At 55.5% G+C, this 18,751-nt stretch carries 17 protein-coding genes; 2 read left to right on the forward strand and 15 right to left on the reverse strand.

The window, feature by feature from the left end:
• The first annotated feature begins 86 nt into the window (after nucleotides 1-86).
• Nucleotides 87-2,900 carry a GPMC system transcriptional regulator gene (locus BUB13_RS06245; protein ID WP_072906869.1) on the forward strand — a complete coding sequence of 938 codons (2,814 nt, stop codon included), beginning with the start codon at nucleotides 87-89 and terminating at the stop codon, nucleotides 2,898-2,900.
• On the opposite strand, the gene BUB13_RS06250 is transcribed toward BUB13_RS06245, so the two are convergent.
• From BUB13_RS06250 to BUB13_RS06315, 14 genes are all read right to left on the reverse strand, one after another.
• Entirely contained in the window at nucleotides 2,893-3,624 is a 732-nt protein-coding gene (locus BUB13_RS06250) for a gamma-glutamyl-gamma-aminobutyrate hydrolase family protein (protein ID WP_072906871.1), read from the reverse strand. The genes BUB13_RS06245 and BUB13_RS06250 overlap by 8 nt on opposite strands.
• 10 nt (nucleotides 3,625-3,634) lie before the next feature.
• On the reverse strand, nucleotides 3,635-4,612 hold the full coding sequence (locus BUB13_RS06255; protein ID WP_072906873.1) for an ABC transporter ATP-binding protein: 978 nt from the start codon (nucleotides 4,610-4,612) through the stop codon (nucleotides 3,635-3,637).
• The gene (locus BUB13_RS06260) at nucleotides 4,605-5,633 is read right to left on the reverse strand and encodes an ABC transporter ATP-binding protein (protein ID WP_072906875.1); all 1,029 of its coding nucleotides are present in this window, start codon (nucleotides 5,631-5,633) and stop codon (nucleotides 4,605-4,607) included. The genes BUB13_RS06255 and BUB13_RS06260 overlap by 8 nt, the downstream gene beginning before the upstream one ends.
• Nucleotides 5,605-6,618, reverse strand: coding sequence for an ABC transporter permease (locus BUB13_RS06265; RefSeq protein WP_139249319.1), 1,014 nt, complete (start codon nucleotides 6,616-6,618; stop codon nucleotides 5,605-5,607). The genes BUB13_RS06260 and BUB13_RS06265 overlap by 29 nt, the downstream gene beginning before the upstream one ends.
• A gap of 10 nt (nucleotides 6,619-6,628) precedes the next feature.
• Nucleotides 6,629-7,567 carry an ABC transporter permease gene (locus tag BUB13_RS06270; protein WP_072906878.1) on the reverse strand — a complete coding sequence of 313 codons (939 nt, stop codon included), beginning with the start codon at nucleotides 7,565-7,567 and terminating at the stop codon, nucleotides 6,629-6,631.
• 69 nt (nucleotides 7,568-7,636) lie between these two features.
• Nucleotides 7,637-9,175 (reverse strand): ABC transporter substrate-binding protein, encoded by a 1,539-nt coding sequence (locus tag BUB13_RS06275; RefSeq protein WP_072906880.1) that lies wholly within the window; start codon nucleotides 9,173-9,175, stop codon nucleotides 7,637-7,639.
• A 136-nt stretch (nucleotides 9,176-9,311) separates the two neighbouring features.
• The gene (locus BUB13_RS06280) at nucleotides 9,312-10,604 is read right to left on the reverse strand and encodes a M16 family metallopeptidase (protein ID WP_072906882.1); all 1,293 of its coding nucleotides are present in this window, start codon (nucleotides 10,602-10,604) and stop codon (nucleotides 9,312-9,314) included.
• Between the two features lie 123 nt (nucleotides 10,605-10,727).
• Entirely contained in the window at nucleotides 10,728-11,702 is a 975-nt protein-coding gene (gene hemB / locus BUB13_RS06285; RefSeq protein WP_072906884.1) for a porphobilinogen synthase, read from the reverse strand.
• A gap of 53 nt (nucleotides 11,703-11,755) precedes the next feature.
• Nucleotides 11,756-13,273, reverse strand: coding sequence for a uroporphyrinogen-III C-methyltransferase (cobA, locus tag BUB13_RS06290; protein WP_072906886.1), 1,518 nt, complete (start codon nucleotides 13,271-13,273; stop codon nucleotides 11,756-11,758).
• Nucleotides 13,274-13,278: 5 nt separating this feature from the next.
• Nucleotides 13,279-14,229 carry a hydroxymethylbilane synthase gene (hemC, locus tag BUB13_RS06295; protein WP_072906888.1) on the reverse strand — a complete coding sequence of 317 codons (951 nt, stop codon included), beginning with the start codon at nucleotides 14,227-14,229 and terminating at the stop codon, nucleotides 13,279-13,281.
• 13 nt (nucleotides 14,230-14,242) lie between these two features.
• On the reverse strand, nucleotides 14,243-15,556 hold the full coding sequence (hemA, locus tag BUB13_RS06300) for a glutamyl-tRNA reductase (protein WP_072906890.1): 1,314 nt from the start codon (nucleotides 15,554-15,556) through the stop codon (nucleotides 14,243-14,245).
• Nucleotides 15,557-15,576: 20 nt separating this feature from the next.
• On the reverse strand, nucleotides 15,577-16,413 hold the full coding sequence (gene ccsB / locus BUB13_RS06305) for a c-type cytochrome biogenesis protein CcsB (protein WP_072906892.1): 837 nt from the start codon (nucleotides 16,411-16,413) through the stop codon (nucleotides 15,577-15,579).
• Nucleotides 16,410-17,090 (reverse strand): precorrin-2 dehydrogenase/sirohydrochlorin ferrochelatase family protein, encoded by a 681-nt coding sequence (locus BUB13_RS06310; protein WP_072906894.1) that lies wholly within the window; start codon nucleotides 17,088-17,090, stop codon nucleotides 16,410-16,412. The genes ccsB and BUB13_RS06310 overlap by 4 nt, the downstream gene beginning before the upstream one ends.
• Entirely contained in the window at nucleotides 17,091-17,669 is a 579-nt protein-coding gene (locus BUB13_RS06315) for a phosphoheptose isomerase family protein (RefSeq protein ID WP_072906897.1), read from the reverse strand.
• A gap of 189 nt (nucleotides 17,670-17,858) precedes the next feature.
• Between BUB13_RS06315 and trxA the strand changes: the two genes are divergently transcribed.
• Nucleotides 17,859-18,188 (forward strand): thioredoxin, encoded by a 330-nt coding sequence (trxA, locus tag BUB13_RS06320; RefSeq protein ID WP_072906899.1) that lies wholly within the window; start codon nucleotides 17,859-17,861, stop codon nucleotides 18,186-18,188.
• 31 nt (nucleotides 18,189-18,219) lie between these two features.
• Here trxA and BUB13_RS06325 read toward each other — a convergent pair whose 3' ends face one another.
• Entirely contained in the window at nucleotides 18,220-18,741 is a 522-nt protein-coding gene (locus BUB13_RS06325) for a DUF4124 domain-containing protein (RefSeq protein WP_072906901.1), read from the reverse strand.
• Between the last annotated feature and the right edge of the window lie 10 nt (nucleotides 18,742-18,751).

Consider the following 18,751-nt stretch of genomic DNA (forward strand, 5'->3'; position numbering starts at 1 on the left):
CAATGTTTCTCAAAGATTGACAGCAACAAAACACGCAGATAAACTCAGCCGAGTAAAAAAACTACTTACTCTCAATGGGGCAAAGTATGCTAAACGATACCTCGTCGCAGGTTGAACAGCTCATCAGCCAGATCGACCGTTTCGGCAAAGAAAATCTTGAGGAAATTCTGCACAAGCTGATCGAAGTGGTGCAGCTGCTGACCGAGGGCCGATACCGCATCTATCTTGAAGACCTGACGCACGGCGCCCTGAGCTGCGTCGCTGCTGCCGGTGGCGAAGTGGGACGGGTACGGGAAAAATCCTTTCCAATCAACGACAGCAACTACCTCGTTGTCCAGGCATACCAGAGCAAGGAAGATTTAGCGGTCGATGATCTGAGCCTGCACCCAGACGACCTGCCGATCACAAGCGGCCGCCGTGCCGGAGCAAGCTACCTGATGCCGCTGATCCACCGCAACCGTGCCATCGGCGTGCTCTGTCTTGACCGCAGTCGGCCAATGCACTTTCCCAGCGAAAGCAGCCTACAGCAGATCAGGCAACTGCTCACCATTGCCACCCCCACCCTCGACCGGGCGCGGAAGTATCACCAGCAGCTGCAGCTGGCACGCCGGGTCGATGAAGCGAAAAAACGAGAAGCTGCACTCTTCATGGTCAAATCAGCGGCCCAACTGGTCGAACAGGTGGCGCTGGCCTCTGTGCTGATTCCGACGACCGCAGGGGAAGACGGCGAACGCACATTGCAGATCCTCGCCGCATACTCAAAAGAAACTGAAGCTGGCAAGCTTTACAAACAGGATCGCCAGATAAATTTAAGCCCCGGCCAATCGTTAATCTCACGCTTTATCGACCGGGCGGGAGTGATTGTCGATGACAATCTGCTCTCCCCTCTCTACATCGCGGACCTGGAAACGGAAACCCTGCAGAAGCAATTCCTGACTGAAGAGCTGGGGCTGAAATCGATTTACATGGTGCCACGTTTCGACCAACGCAGCCGCCGCCTGATCTGCCTGGTCAACTACTACACCAAAGAGACCTATCAGTTTACCCCCTTCGAGAAAGCATTGCTCGAATCTCACGCCGAGATGGCACAGCGCGTTGTCCAGGAGATCGGCGACGAACACCTCGAGGTGCAGATTCTTTCCGAGATCGGCGACCTGCTGCAGCAATCGAGCGACGGGCTACAGCCATTTCTGCGCCGGGTGCTATCAAAAGCGACCCAGTTGATCGGTGCCGACACCGGCAGCATTGCCCTGGTGCGTAAGAAACAGGGCGAACGCTGGCTGCTGGTCGATGACGAACAGGGCAACCTAATCGGCGCGAAAAACAAGGACTGGTTAAAAAAATACATTCCGCCAATCCGCGTGGGTGGGGAAGAACTTCCGGAAGGTCAGCGCAGCCTGACCGGCTCGGTGGCCGCGTCCGGAAAGCCGGCCATCATTTCCGACACACACGAACTGAACGCGAACAACGGCTATTACCTGCAGGTCACAGAGGCAATCCGCAGCGAAATTGCCGTTCCGGTGATTTACGATGAAGAGGTGCTGGCTGTTATCTGCCTCGACAGCCTGCGGCCCTACTACTTTACCGGTGAGCACCGACGGATCCTGCTGATCATCGAGCGAATGATCGGCCACCACCTGGCGATTCTGCAAAAAGTCGAGCAGCTGACCGGGGAAATCGACCGCCTGCGGCAGGATGTCGATTACAAAGACCCGAGCATCTCCTCCTACCGCCTCGGCAACATTATCGGCAACTCGGCGAAAGCCCAGTCAATCATTGAAACCATCCAGCGCATCACCCCGCCCCTTTGTCAGCGGCTGGCCATGTGGAAGCAGTCTGACATCCACGAAAAAGGGGAGTCGCTCGGCCTGCCCTCGATCCTGCTGACCGGCGAAACCGGCGCTGGCAAGGAGTTCCTGTTCAACAACCTTTTCACCCAGCTCAACCGCATCTATCGGGAGCTGCTGCCGGGCCAGGGCTCGTTGCCGCTGAAAAAAACCAACATCGCTGCCTATAGCGGTGAGCTGACCTACTCCGAGCTGTTCGGCCACAAAAGAGGTGCCTTTACCGGGGCATCAGCAGACCGTCGCGGCATTCTGGAAGAAGCGAATGGCGGCGTGGTCTTCCTCGACGAGATCGGTGACGCCGATCCAAAGACCCAGGTCCAGTTGCTTCGCTTCCTCGACAGCGGCGAATTCGTCCGTCTCGGCGAAAACATCACTCGCCACTCACAGGCGCTGCTGGTCGCCGGAACCAATCGCGACCTGCGTCAACTGATCGCCGCAGGCAAATTCCGCGAAGACCTTTACCATCGCCTGTCGGAATTGATCATCGAAGTACCATCGCTCAACCAGCGGCGCGAAGACATCCCCGACCTTGCGGTCCACTTTTTGGGCCGGTTGTTTCAGGTCTACCGGCAACCGGAGCAAACCAGCGAAGACGCCCCGATCCTCACCCCCGACGCCAAGCAGTGCCTGTCACAGCACCACTACACCGGGAACATGCGCGAATTGCGCAGCATCCTGCTGCGAGCAATGCTTTTCCGTGGCGGCCGTTTTATCCAACTGGAAGACATCGAGCAAGCTCTGCAGCCACACAGCAGCCAGCCACAAGGCAGCAAGCAGGCACTGGAAAAACAGCTTGGTGATGAAATCGTCGAGAAAATAGAGCGCGAAAAGCAGGATTTCTGGCAGGCGATCTACCAGCCCTATACAAACAAAGAGATCACCCGGGAAGTGGTGTTGAAAATCATCGAGGACGCCCGAAGCAAAGGGGCGAGCAGCATGCCAAAACTGGCCCGGCAGTTGCGCGCCTGCGACCCAGCCGACACCTCAGCCGAAGGGCGCAAGCTGTTTTTCCGCTTCAAAAACTTCCTTTACAAGACGATCAGGATCAGCTAGTTCCCATTCTGTCTCTGGCAGCAGCAACAAAGGTTTCGAACAAGCGAACGTAGTGCGGGAAACGCTTGGTCAAGGCTTCCGGGTGGGCTTGGATACCGATAATAAAGGGAGCAGTTTCCGACTCAATCGCCTCGATGACACCATCGTCCGAGTAGGCCGAGGCACGGAAACCGGGAGCCACCCTTCTGACCGCCTGGTTGTGGAAAGAATTGATCTCCAGTTTTTCCAGCTGGAAAATCTCGAACAGCTTGCTCTCCGGCGCGATATTGATGAGGTGATGCAATTCGCACATCAACGTGGTTGCTGTATAGTGATTACAGCAGCCCTCAATCTGGTCGCACACGCTTTGGTAAAGACTCCCCCCTTCCGCCACGTTGATCACCTGGCAACCGCGGCAGATACCGAGAATCGGTTTGCCTGCTGCCTTGAAGTGCCGGTATAGAGAAAACTCCCACTCATCCCGCTCGGGATTAATCTGACAGAGCGCTTTACAGATCGACTCACCATAGTTCGCCGGATCGATATCATCATCGCCACCGGAAATAATGATGCCATCAAGCCGGGCAACCAAATCTTTAGCTAAACTCTGGTTATCGAATATCGGCAGCAGAATGGGCAAAGCTCCTGCCAACTCAAGTGAGTTCCCGTAATAGTTGGTCGCTTTATTATAGGTGCGCGTTTTAATTTTTGCGGCACCGGTGGTAATCCCGATCAATGGTCGCATAAATCCCCCACTACTCCTGAATATCCCGCCAGTAATGGCAGGCAACCTGATGCTCTTCCCCTGCGCACTCGAGTTTTGGGGCCTCGCTGCGGCAACGATCTGTTGCATGCGGGCAGCGGGTTTGAAACTTACAGCCGGGCGGCGCGTTGAGCGGAGACGGTATTTCCCCCTGCAACGGTACCTTCTCCGAGCGTTTGCGCGGATCGGGGATCGGCACACTGGCGAACAGAGCTTTAGTATAAGGGTGCAGCGGCTTGCGGTACAACTCTCCCGTCTCGCAAACCTCCACCAAACTGCCGAGATACATGACGCCGACACGGTCAGAGATATGTTTGACAACCGACAGATCGTGGGCGATGAACAGGTAGGACAGTCCGAGTTCGCGCTGCAGAGTTTTCATCAGGTTGATGATCTGCGACTGGATGGAAACATCGAGGGCGGAAACCGGCTCGTCAGCGATAATGATTTGCGGCTTACAGGCGAGTGCGCGGGCGATGCCGATACGTTGGCGCTGACCTCCGGAGAACTCGTGCGGGTAACGCAGCAGGTACTCTTTGCGCAGCCCGGCCATCTCCATGTATTCGACAACTTCCGCGCTGACATCTGCCTCCGGCCGATGAAAACGGATCGGCTCGGCAATGATATCGGCGATGGTCATTCGCGGGTTGAGCGAGGAATAAGGGTCCTGAAAAATCATCTGCATGCATGAGCGCAGCGGCAGCATCTCGAGTGGGCTCAGGTGGGTGATCTCCCGCCCCTGGCAGAAGATTTTGCCACCGAAACTTGGCTCCAGCCGGACTATCGCTTTACCGGTGGTGGTTTTGCCACAACCCGATTCGCCGACCAGGCCGAAGGTTTCTCCTCGGCGCAGCTCGAAACTGACGCCATCGACCGCTTTAACATGGCCGACGGTGCGCTTAAGCACCCCCTTCTTTACCGGAAAGTAGACCTGCAGATCCTCGACTTTCAGCACGCAGCTCTCAGGCATCGGTGCCTCCCTCGGCGTAAAGCCAGCAGCGTGCGTAGTGAGTTTCAGAGAATGAGATCGCAGGCGGTTCTTCGCAGCAACGATCCATCACCTGCGGACAGCGTGGGCGGAAGGGGCATCCGGACGGCAGCTTGAGCGGGTTCGGCACCATGCCTTCGATAGTGTACAGCTCTTCCTCTTCAACATCGAGGCGCGGCATCGATCTCTTCAAACCCTCCAAGTAGGGATGCTTGGCCTGATGGAAGATTTCATCGACGCTGCCGTACTCGACAATCCGGCCACCGTACATTACCGCCACCGAATCCGCGGTTTCCGCCACGACCGCCAGGTCGTGAGTGATCATGATGACCGACATGCCAAGCTGCTGCTGCAATTTGCGGATCAGATTCAGAATCTGCGCCTGGATGGTGACATCGAGGGCGCTGGTCGGCTCGTCGGCAATCAAAACACGCGGATTGCAGGCGAGCGCCATGGCGATCATCACCCGCTGCTTCATGCCACCACTGAGCTGATGGGGGAACTCGTTGATCCGCTGTTCGGCCGAAGGGATACCGACCAACTCCAGCAGCTCGATGACCCGCGCCCGGGTCGCCGCTTTGCCAAGTTCTGGCTGATGCAGTTGCAGCGACTCGCCGATCTGCCGACCGACAGTCAGCACCGGGTTAAGAGATGTCATCGGTTCCTGAAAAATCATCGCGATCTGGTTGCCGCGAATCTTACGCATCTGCTTTTCCGTCGCCTGCACCAGATCGATCCCGTCGAACAGAATCTGTCCGCCGACAATCTTTCCCGGCGGCTCGGGGATCAGCCGCAGAATCGACATCGCCGTCACCGACTTGCCGGAACCGGATTCGCCGACCACCGCGAGTGTCTCACCTTTTTTCAGGCTGTAACTGACGCCGTTGCAGCCTTTCACCACCCCCTCCTCGGTGATGAAAACCGTCTGCAGATCTTTGACTTCGAGTATCAGGTCGCTGCTCAAAATCTTCCCTTTACTGGGTAATGCGCGAGTCGAGCGCATCGCGCAGACCATCGCCGAACAGGTTAAAAGCGAGCACGATCAGCAGGATGACACTGCCAGGCACGATCGACATGTAGATATTTTCGTACAAAAACTGCTGGCCGTTGGCAAGCATGCTGCCGAGACTCGGCATCGGCGGCTGAACGCCCAACCCGAGGAACGACAATCCGGCAATGGTCAGAATGGTTTCACCGATGCGCAGGGTCGCCATGACGATGATCGGCGCCAGGCAATTCGGCAGAATGTGACGGCGCAGAATCTGCCGGTTGGGAATCCCCATCACCCGCGCGGCATTAACATAATCGGCTTTTTTCAGCAGCTGTGAATCGCCGCGAATGATGCGGGCGAATTCGAGAATACCAGTCAGGCTGACCACCAGTACAAGATTAAACAGACCGCTGCCGAGCGCCGCCATCAGTGCGATTGCCAGCAGGATAAAAGGAATCGAATTCCAGAATTCGAGCAGACGCATGATGATATTGTCGGTCTTGCCGCCGTAATAACCGGCCAGCAAGCCGAGGCTGGTGCCGAGCAACGAGTTGAGCACCACCGCCAGCAGGCCGATACCCATAGCAACGCGCGTGGCGTAAATGGTGCGCGCCAGCGTATCGCGGCCCATCTCGTCGGTGCCGAGCCAATGGCCTGCAGTCGGGCCTAAAGACATCGCCCCCCAATCCATATTGTAGGGATCGACCGGCACCAGGAAAGGAGCCAGGATCGCCACGTAGCAGAGCGCCGTGACCACCCACATGCCGGCCATCGCCGATTTGTTACGCCTGAGCTTGCGCCACATCAGATCCCAGGCAGTGCGGATATCGTCCTCACGCTGCTTTCTGCGCCGTGACATTACCAACTGCATCACTCCGAGCAGAACCGTCAGCAGCAGAAAGATGCCATAGGAGACGATGGTATCGGTGTTGGTTTTCGCTTCGCCCACGAACCAGAGCAGCAGGACGACATTGAAGATCAGTACAAATCGCAGCATCTCGTCCTCACTAGTCGTAACTGATTTGCGGGTTGAGGAAACCATAGAGCAGATCGACCAGCAGGTTGATCACCACGTAAACCACCGCCATCAACAGCACGCAGCCGAACACCAGCGGCTCGTCACGGCGGAAGATAGCGTTTACCGCCAAACGGCCCACACCGGGCCAGGCAAAAACGGTTTCGGTCAAAACGGCCCCGGCGAACATCCGTGCGACCTGGTTGCCGATGTTGGTGGCAATAGGAATCAGCGCATTCTTGAAGGCGTGGAACATCACCACCATGAAGCGGCTCACCCCCTTGGCGCGCGCGGTACGGATGTAATCCTGATGGATCACTTCGAGCATCGCCGAACGGGTCAAGCGGGTGGTGGACGCCATCAGCACGAAGGAGAGCGACAAGGCCGGCAGGATCATGTGGCGCAAACCTTCAATTGTCCAGAAGTGGCCACCGTAGCCGGACGCGGGCAACCATTTGAGGATGACGGCGAACAGGTAAATGAGCAGAATCCCGGTGAAAAAAACCGGGATGGAAACGCCGAACATCGCCATCGACATGGAGGCGTAATCGAAAAAAGAGTTGCGCTTGACCGCTGAAATGATACCGACCGGGATCGAGACGATCACCGCGATCAGCAGCGACAGCAGACCCAGCTCCAGCGTTGCCGGCAAGCGATGCAGCACCACCGAAAGCACGTTGTCTTTGTGGAAAATCGATTGCAGGTCGCCGTTGAAAAAGTTGGCCATCATATGGACGTACTGCACCGGCAGCGGCTCGTCCAGCGCGTACTTGGCGCGCGCCAACGCGATCGCTTCTTCGGTTGCCTGATCGCCGAGCAACGCCGTTGCCGGGTCGCCCGGCGTCAGTTTGAGAATGGCAAAAACGAACAGCGATACGAATATCAACAGGGGGATCAGCAGCAGCAGTCTTCGGATCGCGTAATTGAGCAAAGGAAAGCCTCGTACAAGAAAATCCGGCGCAGGCAGGCCACGCCGGATCGATTTAGTACAGATTGAAACTTATTTCAGGTCGACGTTCCGCTTCGCTGTCACCAGGTGAACGTACTTCTCCGGAGAGGGTTCAAAACCAACCACTTTTTTGCTCATAACATTGGTGGTGTTGAGGAAAGCAACCGGGATGTGAATGAAATCCTCAACCAGAGCTTTGCGCATGGCGGTCTTATAGTACTCGGACCGTTTTACCGGGTCGCTGGCGGAGCGGCCCTGTTTCAGCGCCTCGGTAACGATCGGCTCGTCATACTGGGAGAAGTTCATGTTGGAATCGGGGATGAAAATCTTGTAGGTCCAGCGGTCCGGGTCAGGTACCGAACCCCAGCCCATGGCGTACATGTCGCACTGGCCCTGCTTCAGCATCGGGAACAGGGTGGCCCACTCCGGAGTCTCCACCTTGACGGTAATGCCGAACTGACGCAACTGGGTGCTGACCACGGTGGCAATCTTCTTGCGCTGCGGATCCTGTGGGCTGTAAATGGTGAACTCGAACTTCTCCGGCATCACGCCATCTTTTTTCAGCTCATCGAACAGCGCCTTCGCCTTGGCCATGTCGAACGGCAGGGTGCGGCTCTTCATGTAATCGACATCGTCACCGAGGACACCGACCGGAATCCAGGAGTAAGCACGGTCGCCCGCTTCACGGAAGATACCGGGGATCGCCTGATCGAAAGGCACGGCGTGGTAGACCGCTTTACGGAAACGCAGGTCGGAGAACGGCTTACGTTTGGCGTTGAAACCGAGGTAACGGGAGGTTAAACCGGGAACCGACTTCACAACCAGCCCCTCCTTCTTCATCCGATCGATATCCTGCGGCAACAGTTCGCCACCAAGGTCGAGGCCACCGGAAAGCAGCTCGGCTGCCATGGTTTCCGGCTTGGGGATGGGCCGGAAAACAACTTTATCCAGCTTCGGCTCAGCAATGAAGTAATCCTTGTTTTTCTCCAGCACGATCTTGTCATCAGGTGCCCACTCGACAAACTTGAACGGGCCAGTCCCGATCGGTGACCGGCTGAACTTTTCCATACCGACCGCTGCCGCAGCCCTGGACGGCAGGATGCCGCAGGTCTGGCTGCCAAGAGCAAGCAGGAAAGGCGCGTAAGGCGCATCCAGGGTAATGACGATGGTCTGTGCATCAGGCGTTTCGATCTTTTGAATCGGCTTGAAGAACTGTGCGCTCGGCGAGGCGTTTTTCTCGTTCATAATCTCGTCGAGAGTGTATTTGACATCAGCGGAAGTGAAAGCATCGCCATTATGAAACTTCACATCGTTACGCAGTTTGAAAGTATAAACTTTGCCGTCGGCGGAAATAGTCCAGCTTTTCGCCAGCAAAGGAGCCGCTTCCTTTGCACTTTCTTTGAAAGAGACCAGCGTATCGAAGATATTGCCGGCAATCGATTCACCGTAGACACCATGAATCAGCACCGGATTCAGGTTGGCCGGTTCCTTGGAAATACCAACCTTCAGCACTTTTTCAGCCGCAGCGTTGCCGACAAACAGACTGGTTACCAGCAGCATAGTTGCCAAAACGGCAAAAATCTTTTTCATTCGCCATCTCCTTTACCAATAAACAGGAATAAATACGGGGAAAAGCCGCAGAGAGTAACTCCGCGGCTTAAAGAAAAAGCTTAGCTAAGGGAGGCTGCTAATGCAAACAGGTAAACAGAAAAACAGCTGTAAAATCTTATTTGTTTGCAGAGAATTCGTTCAGCATTTTTTCAACGACAGGCTTGTCCGCCGGATTCCATGGTCCGGTCACCACCAGCTTGAGACCTTCTCCATGAAACACGTCTTTGGCAACTTGTTGCAAACGTTCCGCTGTCAACTGCTGCAGTTCATGGCAATCGACATCCAGCGGCCGTAAATAGTCGGCCTGCAGACCCCAGCCATAACGGATCGCCATCGCTTCGGTCTGATCTCGAGAGAAATCCAGATCAAACTTATAGCTGCGGAGAACGGCTGCCAGCTCCTCCTGCGGCACTGGCAGTTCACATAACTCGTCCAGCACGTTCAGCAGTTCGGCCATGGCCCTTTGCAGGTTTTCCGAGGCCACTGCCAGATCGATAGCGAGGTAACCGGTATCGTCCAGCATCGAGCAATTTGCCTCGACCGCGTAGGTCAGGCCCAGTTGTTCCCGTAAGCGAAGCGGCAGGCGCGCCCCACCTCCCCAGGAAAGCACCCTGCGCAGCACCCGCAACGGCAAGGTCCGTTCATCCTTGCGGCCGTGCAGAGGGAAAGCCAGCTGAACACTCACCTGCGAATCAGAGTCGGCAACCCAGCAACACTCAGGCGCACCGCTGGCAATCTCCGGTGCCGGCAGGGGCTTCGCTTGCTCTCGCACCGGCCAGTCGCCAAACTCAGCTTCGGCCATTTGCCGAAACTGTTCCCGGTCCACACGGCCACAGGCACAGATCACCAGGTTCTGCGGCAGATACCACTGCTGGTAATAGTTTTCCAGCGCTTTTCGGTCGATGCGGGCCAAGGTTTCCGGGGTACCGATCAAGGAGTCACCGAGGGGGTGATCAGGCCAGAGCATGCTGACCATCAGGTTGTCGAGATTGATCTGCACGCCCTTCTCGTTGTAATCCTCGCGCGCTTCTTCAAGGATGATACGCCGCTCGACATCGATATCCTGAAACAGCGGCCGCCTTAGCATCGAGGCAAACAGGGCAACCCCTTCGCCCAGATAATCAGGATGCAGACGGGAGTGAAAGCAGGTGGTTTCAGCGTCGGTCGAAGCATTCACAGCACCACCGATGGCCTCGAAAGCACGCTCAAGCTCTGTACTCGTCGCGTATTCAGCAGTGCCGCGGAAAATCATATGCTCAAGGAAATGGGAGATGCCGGAAAGCTCCTGCGGTTCGTTACGACCGCCGACAGCCATATAACAAACCAGTTCAGCAGCGTGCAGCTGCGGCATCGGCACCGTCACTAGGCGGATTCCGTTTTCAAGGGTATCAATGAAATAATCGGGCATAAATTCCAACAGTTGAAAAGGTTACCGGCGAAAAGTAAAACAGCCCGGCAAAAAAAGCCAGCAAAACAGAAAAAGGCCCCTCAACCGAGGAGCCCTTTTCCGCAGATGTTTTACCAGATAGGTTTAGCCGTTCAGCAGCTTTGCCGCCTCTTTGGCGTGATAGGTGATAATCAGATCGGCGCCGGCACGCTTCATCCCGAGCAGAGTCTCCATCATCACCCGGTCACCGTCAATCCAGTCCTTTTCAGCGGCGGCTTTGACCATCGAGTACTCGCCGGAAACATTGTAGGCAACCAGCGGCAGGTCGAAGTTATCTTTCAGCTCGCGCAGCACATCGAGATACGCCAATGCTGGCTTGACCATCAGAAAGTCGGCCGCTTCGGCGACATCCTGATTCGCTTCACGCAGCGCTTCCATGCGGTTGGCCGGGTCCATTTGGTAGGTACGGCGATCACCGAAAGCCGGGGTACTCTCGGCGGCGTCACGGAAGGGGCCGTAGTAGGCGCTGGCGTACTTGACGGCGTAACTCATCACCGGGATGTGCTCAAAGCCGTTCTCGTCGAGGATGTCGCGCAGGGCGGCAATGCGGCCATCCATCATGTCGGAGGGAGCAACGATATCAGCCCCGGCCTGAGCGTGGGAGAGAGCCTCTTTTGCCAGCAATTCAAGGGTCGAGTCGTTGTCGACATCGTTATCCTTGATGATGCCGCAATGGCCATGGTCGGTGTACTCACACATGCAGACGTCGGTGATCACCGTCAGCTTCGGCACCTCTTTTTTAATCGCCCGGATAGTGTTCTGGATGATGCCATTTGCGCAATAAGCATCAGAACCGACAGCATCTTTCTCTTCCGGGATACCGAACAGGATCACCGCCGGAATACCGAGCTCGTAAACCTCTTTTGCCTCGGCGACAATATGCTCGATCGACTGCTGATAAATACCGGGCATGGAAACGATCTCTTTTTTGATGTTTTCGCCGAAAGCGGAAAACATCGGGTAGATCAGGTCATCGACACGCAGGTGAGTTTCACGCACCATACGGCGGATATTTTCGTTACGACGCAGACGACGAGGACGGTAACTGGGAAAATACATAAATTGTCTCCTATCTAATTTCTTCCCCTCCCCTGGAGGGAGAGGAAACAAGATCATTTTTGATAATATTCGACCATCGCCGCAACCAAATCGTCAATGGTAAATTTCTCCGGCTGCAACGCTACTTCGAAACCATTTTTGCGGATGGTCTCCGTGGTGATCGACCCGATGGAGAAAAACTCCGCCCGCCCCTTCAGCTCTTTCAATTCATCACCGAACATCTTGAGCAGGTTCTCGAAAGTAGACGATGAGGTAAAACAGACTGCATCCAGTTCACTTTCGCTGAGCAGATGCCGAATCATCTCTTCCTTGCCAGTCGGCCGCACATTCTGGTAGGCAACCGGCGCCACCACCTCGGCCCCTGCACTTTTCAACCCTTCGCTCAGCACCGGTCGCACAACTTTTGCCCGCGGATAAAGGAAACGTTTCCCCTCAACACCTTCGGCCAGCAGTTCTTCCACCAGGCCTTCGGCCTGATAGCGTTCCGGAACCAGGTCGGGACGCAGCCCGTGCTTTTCAATCGTCTCTGCGGTTTTCGGACCGACCGCTATCAGCTGGATTCCGGCCAGACAGCGTACATCTTTTTTATTCTCCGCCAGGCGTGCGAAGAAAGCCTCAACACCGTTGGCCGAAGTCAAAATCAGGCTGTCAAAATCAGAAATGTTGCTGATCGCGTCATCAAGCGGCTGCAAATCGTCCGGCGGGGCAATTTCGATGGTCGGAATGCAGATTGTCTCCGCCCCCTGCTGCTGCAGCTTGTAGATAAATTCTGTCGCCTGCGCGCGTGGACGAGTGATCAGAAAACGTTTACCAAATAGCGGCAGGTTGTCGTACCAACGCAGGTTTTCACGGTAGCCGACCACTTCACCAACAATGATCACTGCCGGCGGCTCGATGCCCTCGCGGACAACGTCATCAGCAATAGTTTCCAACGTCCCGACCAGCGTCCGCTGGCGTGGCAGGGTCGCCCACTGCACCACCGCCACAGGTGTCTTGGGTGAGCGGCCGTGCTCGATCAACTGCTCGCTGATCATGCGCAGATTGGTCATGCCCATGTAAAAAATCAGCGTGCCGAGACCGGTCGCAAGTTTTTCCCAATCGAGGCTGGAGAGTTTGCGTTCGGGACGCTCATGGCCTGTCATCAACGCCAGGCTAGTGGTGATATCACGATGCGTCAGGGGAATACCGGCATAGGCAGCGGCGGCAAAACCAGCGGTGACACCGGGCACCACCTCGAATGGAATGTTTCGCTCTTTCAGGTAGGCCGCTTCTTCGCCACCGCGACCAAAGATGTAGGGGTCTCCCCCTTTCAGCCGCACCACCTGCTTACCTTCGGCAGCTTTCTCCGCCAGCAGGGCATTGGTCTGTTCCTGCGGCAGATGATGATTGCCACGCACCTTGCCAACATAAATCTTCTCGGCATGCTCCGGGGCATAACCAAGCAGCAGCGGATTGGCCAGATAATCGTAGATAACGACATCGGCCTGAGTCAGGCAGAGCTGGCCCTTGATGGTCAACAGGCCGGGATCACCCGGCCCGGCCCCGACCAGATAGACTTTTCCATTTGCCAAGGAAATTATTCCTTCTCTTCGAATGTCTGGCAGCCGTAGACCTCGTTGAGAATCGGACCGGCACCCTCTTCCAGCAGTTGCTTGGCCAACGCGACGCCAGTCTCATAGGACTGGTCGACATGGCAGGTGACAGTCTTCTTGATCATCTGTTTGCCTTCAACATCTGAAACTAGAGCAGTCAATTCCAGCTGATCACCCTCGACGGTACCGAACGCGGCGATCGGCACCTGGCAACCGCCTTCGAGGGTTGAGAGCACGGCACGCTCGGCGGTCACAGCATAAGCTGTCGGCGGGTGGTTGAAGAAATCGATCAGCTCGTTGGTGACATCATCATCGATCCGGCTTTCCAGCCCGAGTGCGCCCTGGCCGATCGCCGGCAGACAGGTTTTGGCTTCGAAATACTCGCCGATCTGATCGCCGAAGCCGAGGCGGTGCATCCCGGCAGCTGCCAGAATAACAGCGTCGAGGTTATCGCTTTCCAGCTTGCTGATGCGGGTCTGCACGTTGCCGCGGATGTCGACCATCTCCAGGTCGGGGCGCATGTTCAGCAGCTGGGCCTTGCGGCGCAACGAGCTGGTGCCGATGCGACCGTTCTGGCGGATTTCGCTGAAGCTTGTGACGCCTTCTTTCAGTACGGCGATATCGCGCGGATCTTCCCGTTCTGTGATGCAACGCAGCCCGGTTCCTTCCGGGAAGAAGGTCGGCACGTCTTTCATCGAGTGCACGGCGATGTCAATCTCGTTGCGCAGCATCGCCTCCTGAATCTCTTTGACGAACAGCCCTTTGCCACCGACCATCGCCAATGGCACGTCGAGGATCTTGTCGCCCTGGGTTTTGATTTTCGTCAAGGTGACGGTCAGGTCAGGATATTTCTTTTCCAGCTCCTGCTTGACCCAGTTGGCCTGCCAGAGTGCGAGGGCGCTTGCGCGGGTACCGATACGAAGGGTACGGGACATAAAAAGCTCCTTATTATTTGTCGTCCAACTCTTCAGCGACGTCCTGCTGATCGTTGGTATTTTCCGGCAGATCGAACAGAGTCCGCACAGCATCGATATAGATATCGCCGCCGCTGCCTTCTTGTGATTGTTTCAGGATATTTGTCGGGTGGTGCAGGATCTTGTTGACGATCGCGTTGGCCATAGCCTCGATCGCTTTCTGCTCTTTCTTGCCCAGCCCGTTCAGGTTGGACAAGGTCTTCTCAACTTCAGCCTTGCGCACTTCATCCAGCTTGCGCCGCAGGCCGACGATAGTCGGTTTGACTTCGAGGCTCGACATCCACTTCTGGAACTGGACGATCTCACCGTCGATTATCTTCTCCGCCTTGGCCGCTTCTTTTTCCCGCTCTTTCAGATTGGCCTGGACAACGCCCTGCAGATCGTCGACATCATACAGGTAGATGCCATCCAGCTTGTTGGCCAGAGGGTCGATGTCGCGCGGTACGGCGATGTCGATCAGAAACATCGGCTTATAACGACGCGCCTTGATAATCTCTTTGACCTTCTTCGACTCCAGCACGTAATCGGGTGCGCCAGTCGAGGAAAGGACGATATCGACCCGGTGCAACTGCTCGCGGAAGTTCTCGAAAGAGACCGGGATACCGCCGTCAAACTCGGCCGCCAGCTTTTCGGCACGGGCGAAAGTCCGGTTGGTGACCATCACCTTTTTAACGCCGTTGTTGACAAAATGCTTGGCCGCCAGTTCACACATCTCACCGGCGCCGATCAGCATGACGGTTTTATCATCGAGGGTATCGAAGATTTTCCGCGCCAGTTCGACTGCGGCAAAGGAGACCGAGACGGCACTGCTGGCGATGGCGGTTTCCGTACGCACCCGTTTGGCAACAGAGAAGGCCTTGTGCAGGAAACGGTTGAGGATCACACCCGCAGTTTTGAACTCGGTGGCGTAACCGTAAGCGGTTTTGATCTGGCCGAGAATCTGTGGCTCGCCAATCACCATCGAATCAAGGCTGGCAGCAACCCGTAGCACGTGGCGGATGGCGTCCTCACCTTCATAATCATACAGATGCGGTGTCAACTGTTCCGCAAGCAGCCGATGCTGCTCGGCCAGAAATTTTTTCAACTCGATGATCGCCGACTCCGGCGTACGGCTGGCAGCATACAGTTCAACCCTGTTACAGGTGGAAACAATGACTGCTTCGGAAATCGCCGGCAGGGCCAGCATCCTCCGCAAAGGTGCTTCCATTTCGGTGGGGGCAAAGGCGACTTTTTCTCGAATTTCGACTGGAGCCGTTTTGTGACTCAGTCCCACTACAACAATATTCATGGTCTGTCAGTCAGCTCCGTTTAGAGTTTAGTAAAAGCGTCAAAGGTGTGCTGCCCCCCAAGCAGCAGGTTGACACCAAGATAAGTGAACAGCAGGAACATAAAACCGATAATGGCATAAATTGCAGCCCTGCGACCACGCCAGCCGACAGTCAAGCGACCGTGCAAAAGTCCGGCGTAGAGGAACCAGGTGATCAGCGCCCAGGTTTCTTTCGGATCCCAACTCCAGTAAGTCCCCCAGACGGTATTGGCCCAGACTGCGCCACTAATAATGCCGAGCGTCATCAACGGAAAACCGACGCTCAGGCAGGTGTAGTTAACCTTGTCCAGAGTATCGAGAGAGGGCAGCAACTGGTAAATCCCGTTAAAACGTTTACTTTTCAGCATCCGGTCCTGAATCAGGTACATTACCCCGGCACCGAAGGAGAGGGCGAAGGCGGCATTGCCTAAAAAAGCGAAAGCGATGTGGACCGGAAAAAGCCAGCTGCGCAGCATCGGGTTGAGCTGCACCACCATGTCGGGGCTGAACGCACTGCCGACCATCAGCAAAAAAGCCACGGGCGCAGCAAAAGCCCCCATTACCGAGAGGCGGAAACGCAAATCGAGCAGCAGGTAAAGCAGCACCAAACACCAGGCAAAGAATGATAATGATTCATGCAAGGTGGTCACCGGCGTTCCACCAGCGGTCGAATGGCGCACACCAAAACTGGCAGCGTGTAGCACGACACCGGCAACCAGAACCCAGCGCCCGGCTTTTCCGGCCTGCGTCTGCTTGCCGATCATGGCGACCAGGTAAAGGACACTAGCAACCAGGTAGATCAGAAGGGTTGCATTAAACAATAACGGAAGAATACTCATGACATCCCTTCCGGCAGCTGCACCTGCAACTGCTCAAGAGAAAATTCCTTCCCAAAGGTTTCAATTAACAACTGATTAATTTTATTTCTGTTTTTCTGTTCCAGCTGCGGCAGCAACTGCTCCGCCCAGAAACGACGTAAAACCTGTTGATTATATTGAGCCCCGTTCGGAAGCGTCAACCACTTTCGCCGCACCGCTGCCATCAGATCTAATGAAACGCCCCAGCAGTCTGGAACATGACGCTGCAGCCGATCACGCATCTCTGCAGCCAGGGTCGGGCTGCCGCCCCCCGTGGAAACAGCAACGGTCAGTGCTCCTTGACGAAACAAAGCCGGTAAAGCAAAATCTCCATCCTCCGGCAGATCCGCACGGCAACAAAACACTGACTGTCTCCTGGCTGCGTCCGCAACCTGTGCATTGATATTTTTCTTGTCGGTGCAGGCGAAAACCAGCGTTGCCCCTTGCAGATCGGATTCTTCGAATTCACGTGCCAGAAACTCCAGGTTATCCATGCAGCTTACAGGCTCCTGCGGATCGATCAGCCGCACCTGTGCTCCCGCCTGCAACAGACCATCGACTTTTCTGAGCCCGACTGGTCCGGCGCCAACGACAACAGCTAATCTCCCCTGCAGGTCGAGAAAAATCGGATAACCGAACGACGCCCTGGCTTCAGACATTCAAACCCCGAACAATTCCGACTCGACCAGCTCACAAAGCAACTGACCGGCAAACAGTGCCAATTCAAGCTGTCGCGGACGAGATCCCGTTGGCAGGGCCAGGCAAGTTTCAATACCGTCACGGCAGAGAGCATCCGCAGCGCCCGTGGCGGACACCAGTGCGACCAACTGCTCATTCTCCAGCACCTCGTCCCGTAAAATCTGCAGCGCGGGAGAGTTTCCTCCATCGCTGAACAATAACAGCAGCTGCTTGCCGCCAGTCAGCGAGCGATAGTGACGCACCAGGTGCTGATCGGCCTCTCCGCTGCTGACCATTAACGCAGCCAAAACCGGATCACTACCGATAGCAATTGCCGGCAACGCAGGGCGGTCAAAACCGAGGCGATAGGTGAAATGGCCAGCCAGCAACTGAACCACCGGTTGAAAGGCCGCATTTCCCGCCAACAACAATTGCCCGCCGCCGGCAAATAAAGAGGCCACTTGCTGTGCTAATCGCGTCAGCATATCTCCCTGCTGATTGCAGAATTCATCCAGCAAACCCTGTAATTGACTGCGGGAGGCAGATATTTTTTGATTCATGATTGTCCTCTAAAGCTGACTGTTTCACCATGCAGCCCGAATAAAGAATGTCGCATGATATGAAGCAGCCTGCAGACTGTCAAGCAACAGGCTTGCCAAACCAGATTGCTTCTTGATATTTTCAGAAAGCTCTATATATTTATTTGAATATCGATTCTGTTCCCTCCAAGACCGAAAAAGGAGAACCTAATGGCTGGAGATAAAGTCGTAGAATTCACTGATGACAACTTCGATGCTGAAGTCCTGAAGTCTTCCGTTCCTGTTCTGGTTGATTTCTGGGCCACCTGGTGCGCGCCCTGTAAAGCGATTGCCCCGGTCATCGACCAACTGGCCGAAGAATTTGACGGTAAAGTCAAGATCGGCAAGGTCAATGTTGACGAAAATCCGGCGACCCCGGGCCAGTACGGTGTCCGTGGCATCCCGACCATGATCCTGTTCAAGGATGGTCAGATTGTCGATCAACTGGTTGGCGCTGTGCCGAAGAACCAGCTTGAAGGGCTGCTGCAAAAAGCTCTGTAAAAAATGAGGGGCTCCGACCGGAGCCCCTTTTTCATTTATTTTTTATGTCCTGCAAAATCGCTTCTATTTCTTGGCGATCCTGACTTGCGAGGTTCTGCTCTTCTATTTCCAGCAGAAGCTCCTCTTTCTCTCCCACCAAATCAGCCAGATCAATTTTCAGCTGCTTCAGTTTCTGCCGCGAACGATTATCCCAGATGCGCCGTGCCCGACTCATCTCATCTTTTATTTGCAGATAATTCCGATGTAACTCTTCCGCCTCTTGCTTAAACCGTGCTGCCGTTTCAGATTTCAGACGCTCTTCACGCTCGACCCGGCGAACCGCACGCTGGAAGTCTCGATCGGCTTGTGCTGGCAACTTTGTTGCGGGAACATATTGCAGGTTATCGATCGGACCCGGTTTAACTACCTGCTCTTTACCGAGACATTCCTCGGGCAGCCCCTGCAGATTGTCGGAAAAGTGGATCTGCCCGGCACTGTCACGGCATGAGTAAGTTTTCGCCGCCACAGGCAGCGACAAACAGAGAAAAATGGAAAGCAGCAACAAAATACGCATAGCGACCTCC

Source organism: Malonomonas rubra DSM 5091, from assembly GCF_900142125.1.
GTDB classification, from domain to species: Bacteria; Desulfobacterota; Desulfuromonadia; order Desulfuromonadales; family Geopsychrobacteraceae; genus Malonomonas; species Malonomonas rubra.

Coding starts and splice junctions, on each gene's coding strand:
- BUB13_RS06245 (WP_072906869.1), top strand. CDS start 87: ATGCTAAACGATACCTCGTCGCAGGTTGAACAGCTCATCAGCCAGATC.
- BUB13_RS06250 (WP_072906871.1), bottom strand. CDS start 3,624: ATGCGACCATTGATCGGGATTACCACCGGTGCCGCAAAAATTAAAACG.
- BUB13_RS06255 (WP_072906873.1), bottom strand. CDS start 4,612: ATGCCTGAGAGCTGCGTGCTGAAAGTCGAGGATCTGCAGGTCTACTTT.
- BUB13_RS06260 (WP_072906875.1), bottom strand. CDS start 5,633: ATGCGCTCGACTCGCGCATTACCCAGTAAAGGGAAGATTTTGAGCAGC.
- BUB13_RS06265 (WP_139249319.1), bottom strand. CDS start 6,618: ATGCTGCGATTTGTACTGATCTTCAATGTCGTCCTGCTGCTCTGGTTC.
- BUB13_RS06275 (WP_072906880.1), bottom strand. CDS start 9,175: ATGAAAAAGATTTTTGCCGTTTTGGCAACTATGCTGCTGGTAACCAGT.
- BUB13_RS06280 (WP_072906882.1), bottom strand. CDS start 10,604: ATGCCCGATTATTTCATTGATACCCTTGAAAACGGAATCCGCCTAGTG.
- hemB (WP_072906884.1), bottom strand. CDS start 11,702: ATGTATTTTCCCAGTTACCGTCCTCGTCGTCTGCGTCGTAACGAAAAT.
- hemC (WP_072906888.1), bottom strand. CDS start 14,229: ATGTCCCGTACCCTTCGTATCGGTACCCGCGCAAGCGCCCTCGCACTC.
- hemA (WP_072906890.1), bottom strand. CDS start 15,556: ATGAATATTGTTGTAGTGGGACTGAGTCACAAAACGGCTCCAGTCGAA.
- ccsB (WP_072906892.1), bottom strand. CDS start 16,413: ATGAGTATTCTTCCGTTATTGTTTAATGCAACCCTTCTGATCTACCTG.
- BUB13_RS06310 (WP_072906894.1), bottom strand. CDS start 17,090: ATGTCTGAAGCCAGGGCGTCGTTCGGTTATCCGATTTTTCTCGACCTG.
- BUB13_RS06315 (WP_072906897.1), bottom strand. CDS start 17,669: ATGAATCAAAAAATATCTGCCTCCCGCAGTCAATTACAGGGTTTGCTG.
- trxA (WP_072906899.1), top strand. CDS start 17,859: ATGGCTGGAGATAAAGTCGTAGAATTCACTGATGACAACTTCGATGCT.
- BUB13_RS06325 (WP_072906901.1), bottom strand. CDS start 18,741: ATGCGTATTTTGTTGCTGCTTTCCATTTTTCTCTGTTTGTCGCTGCCT.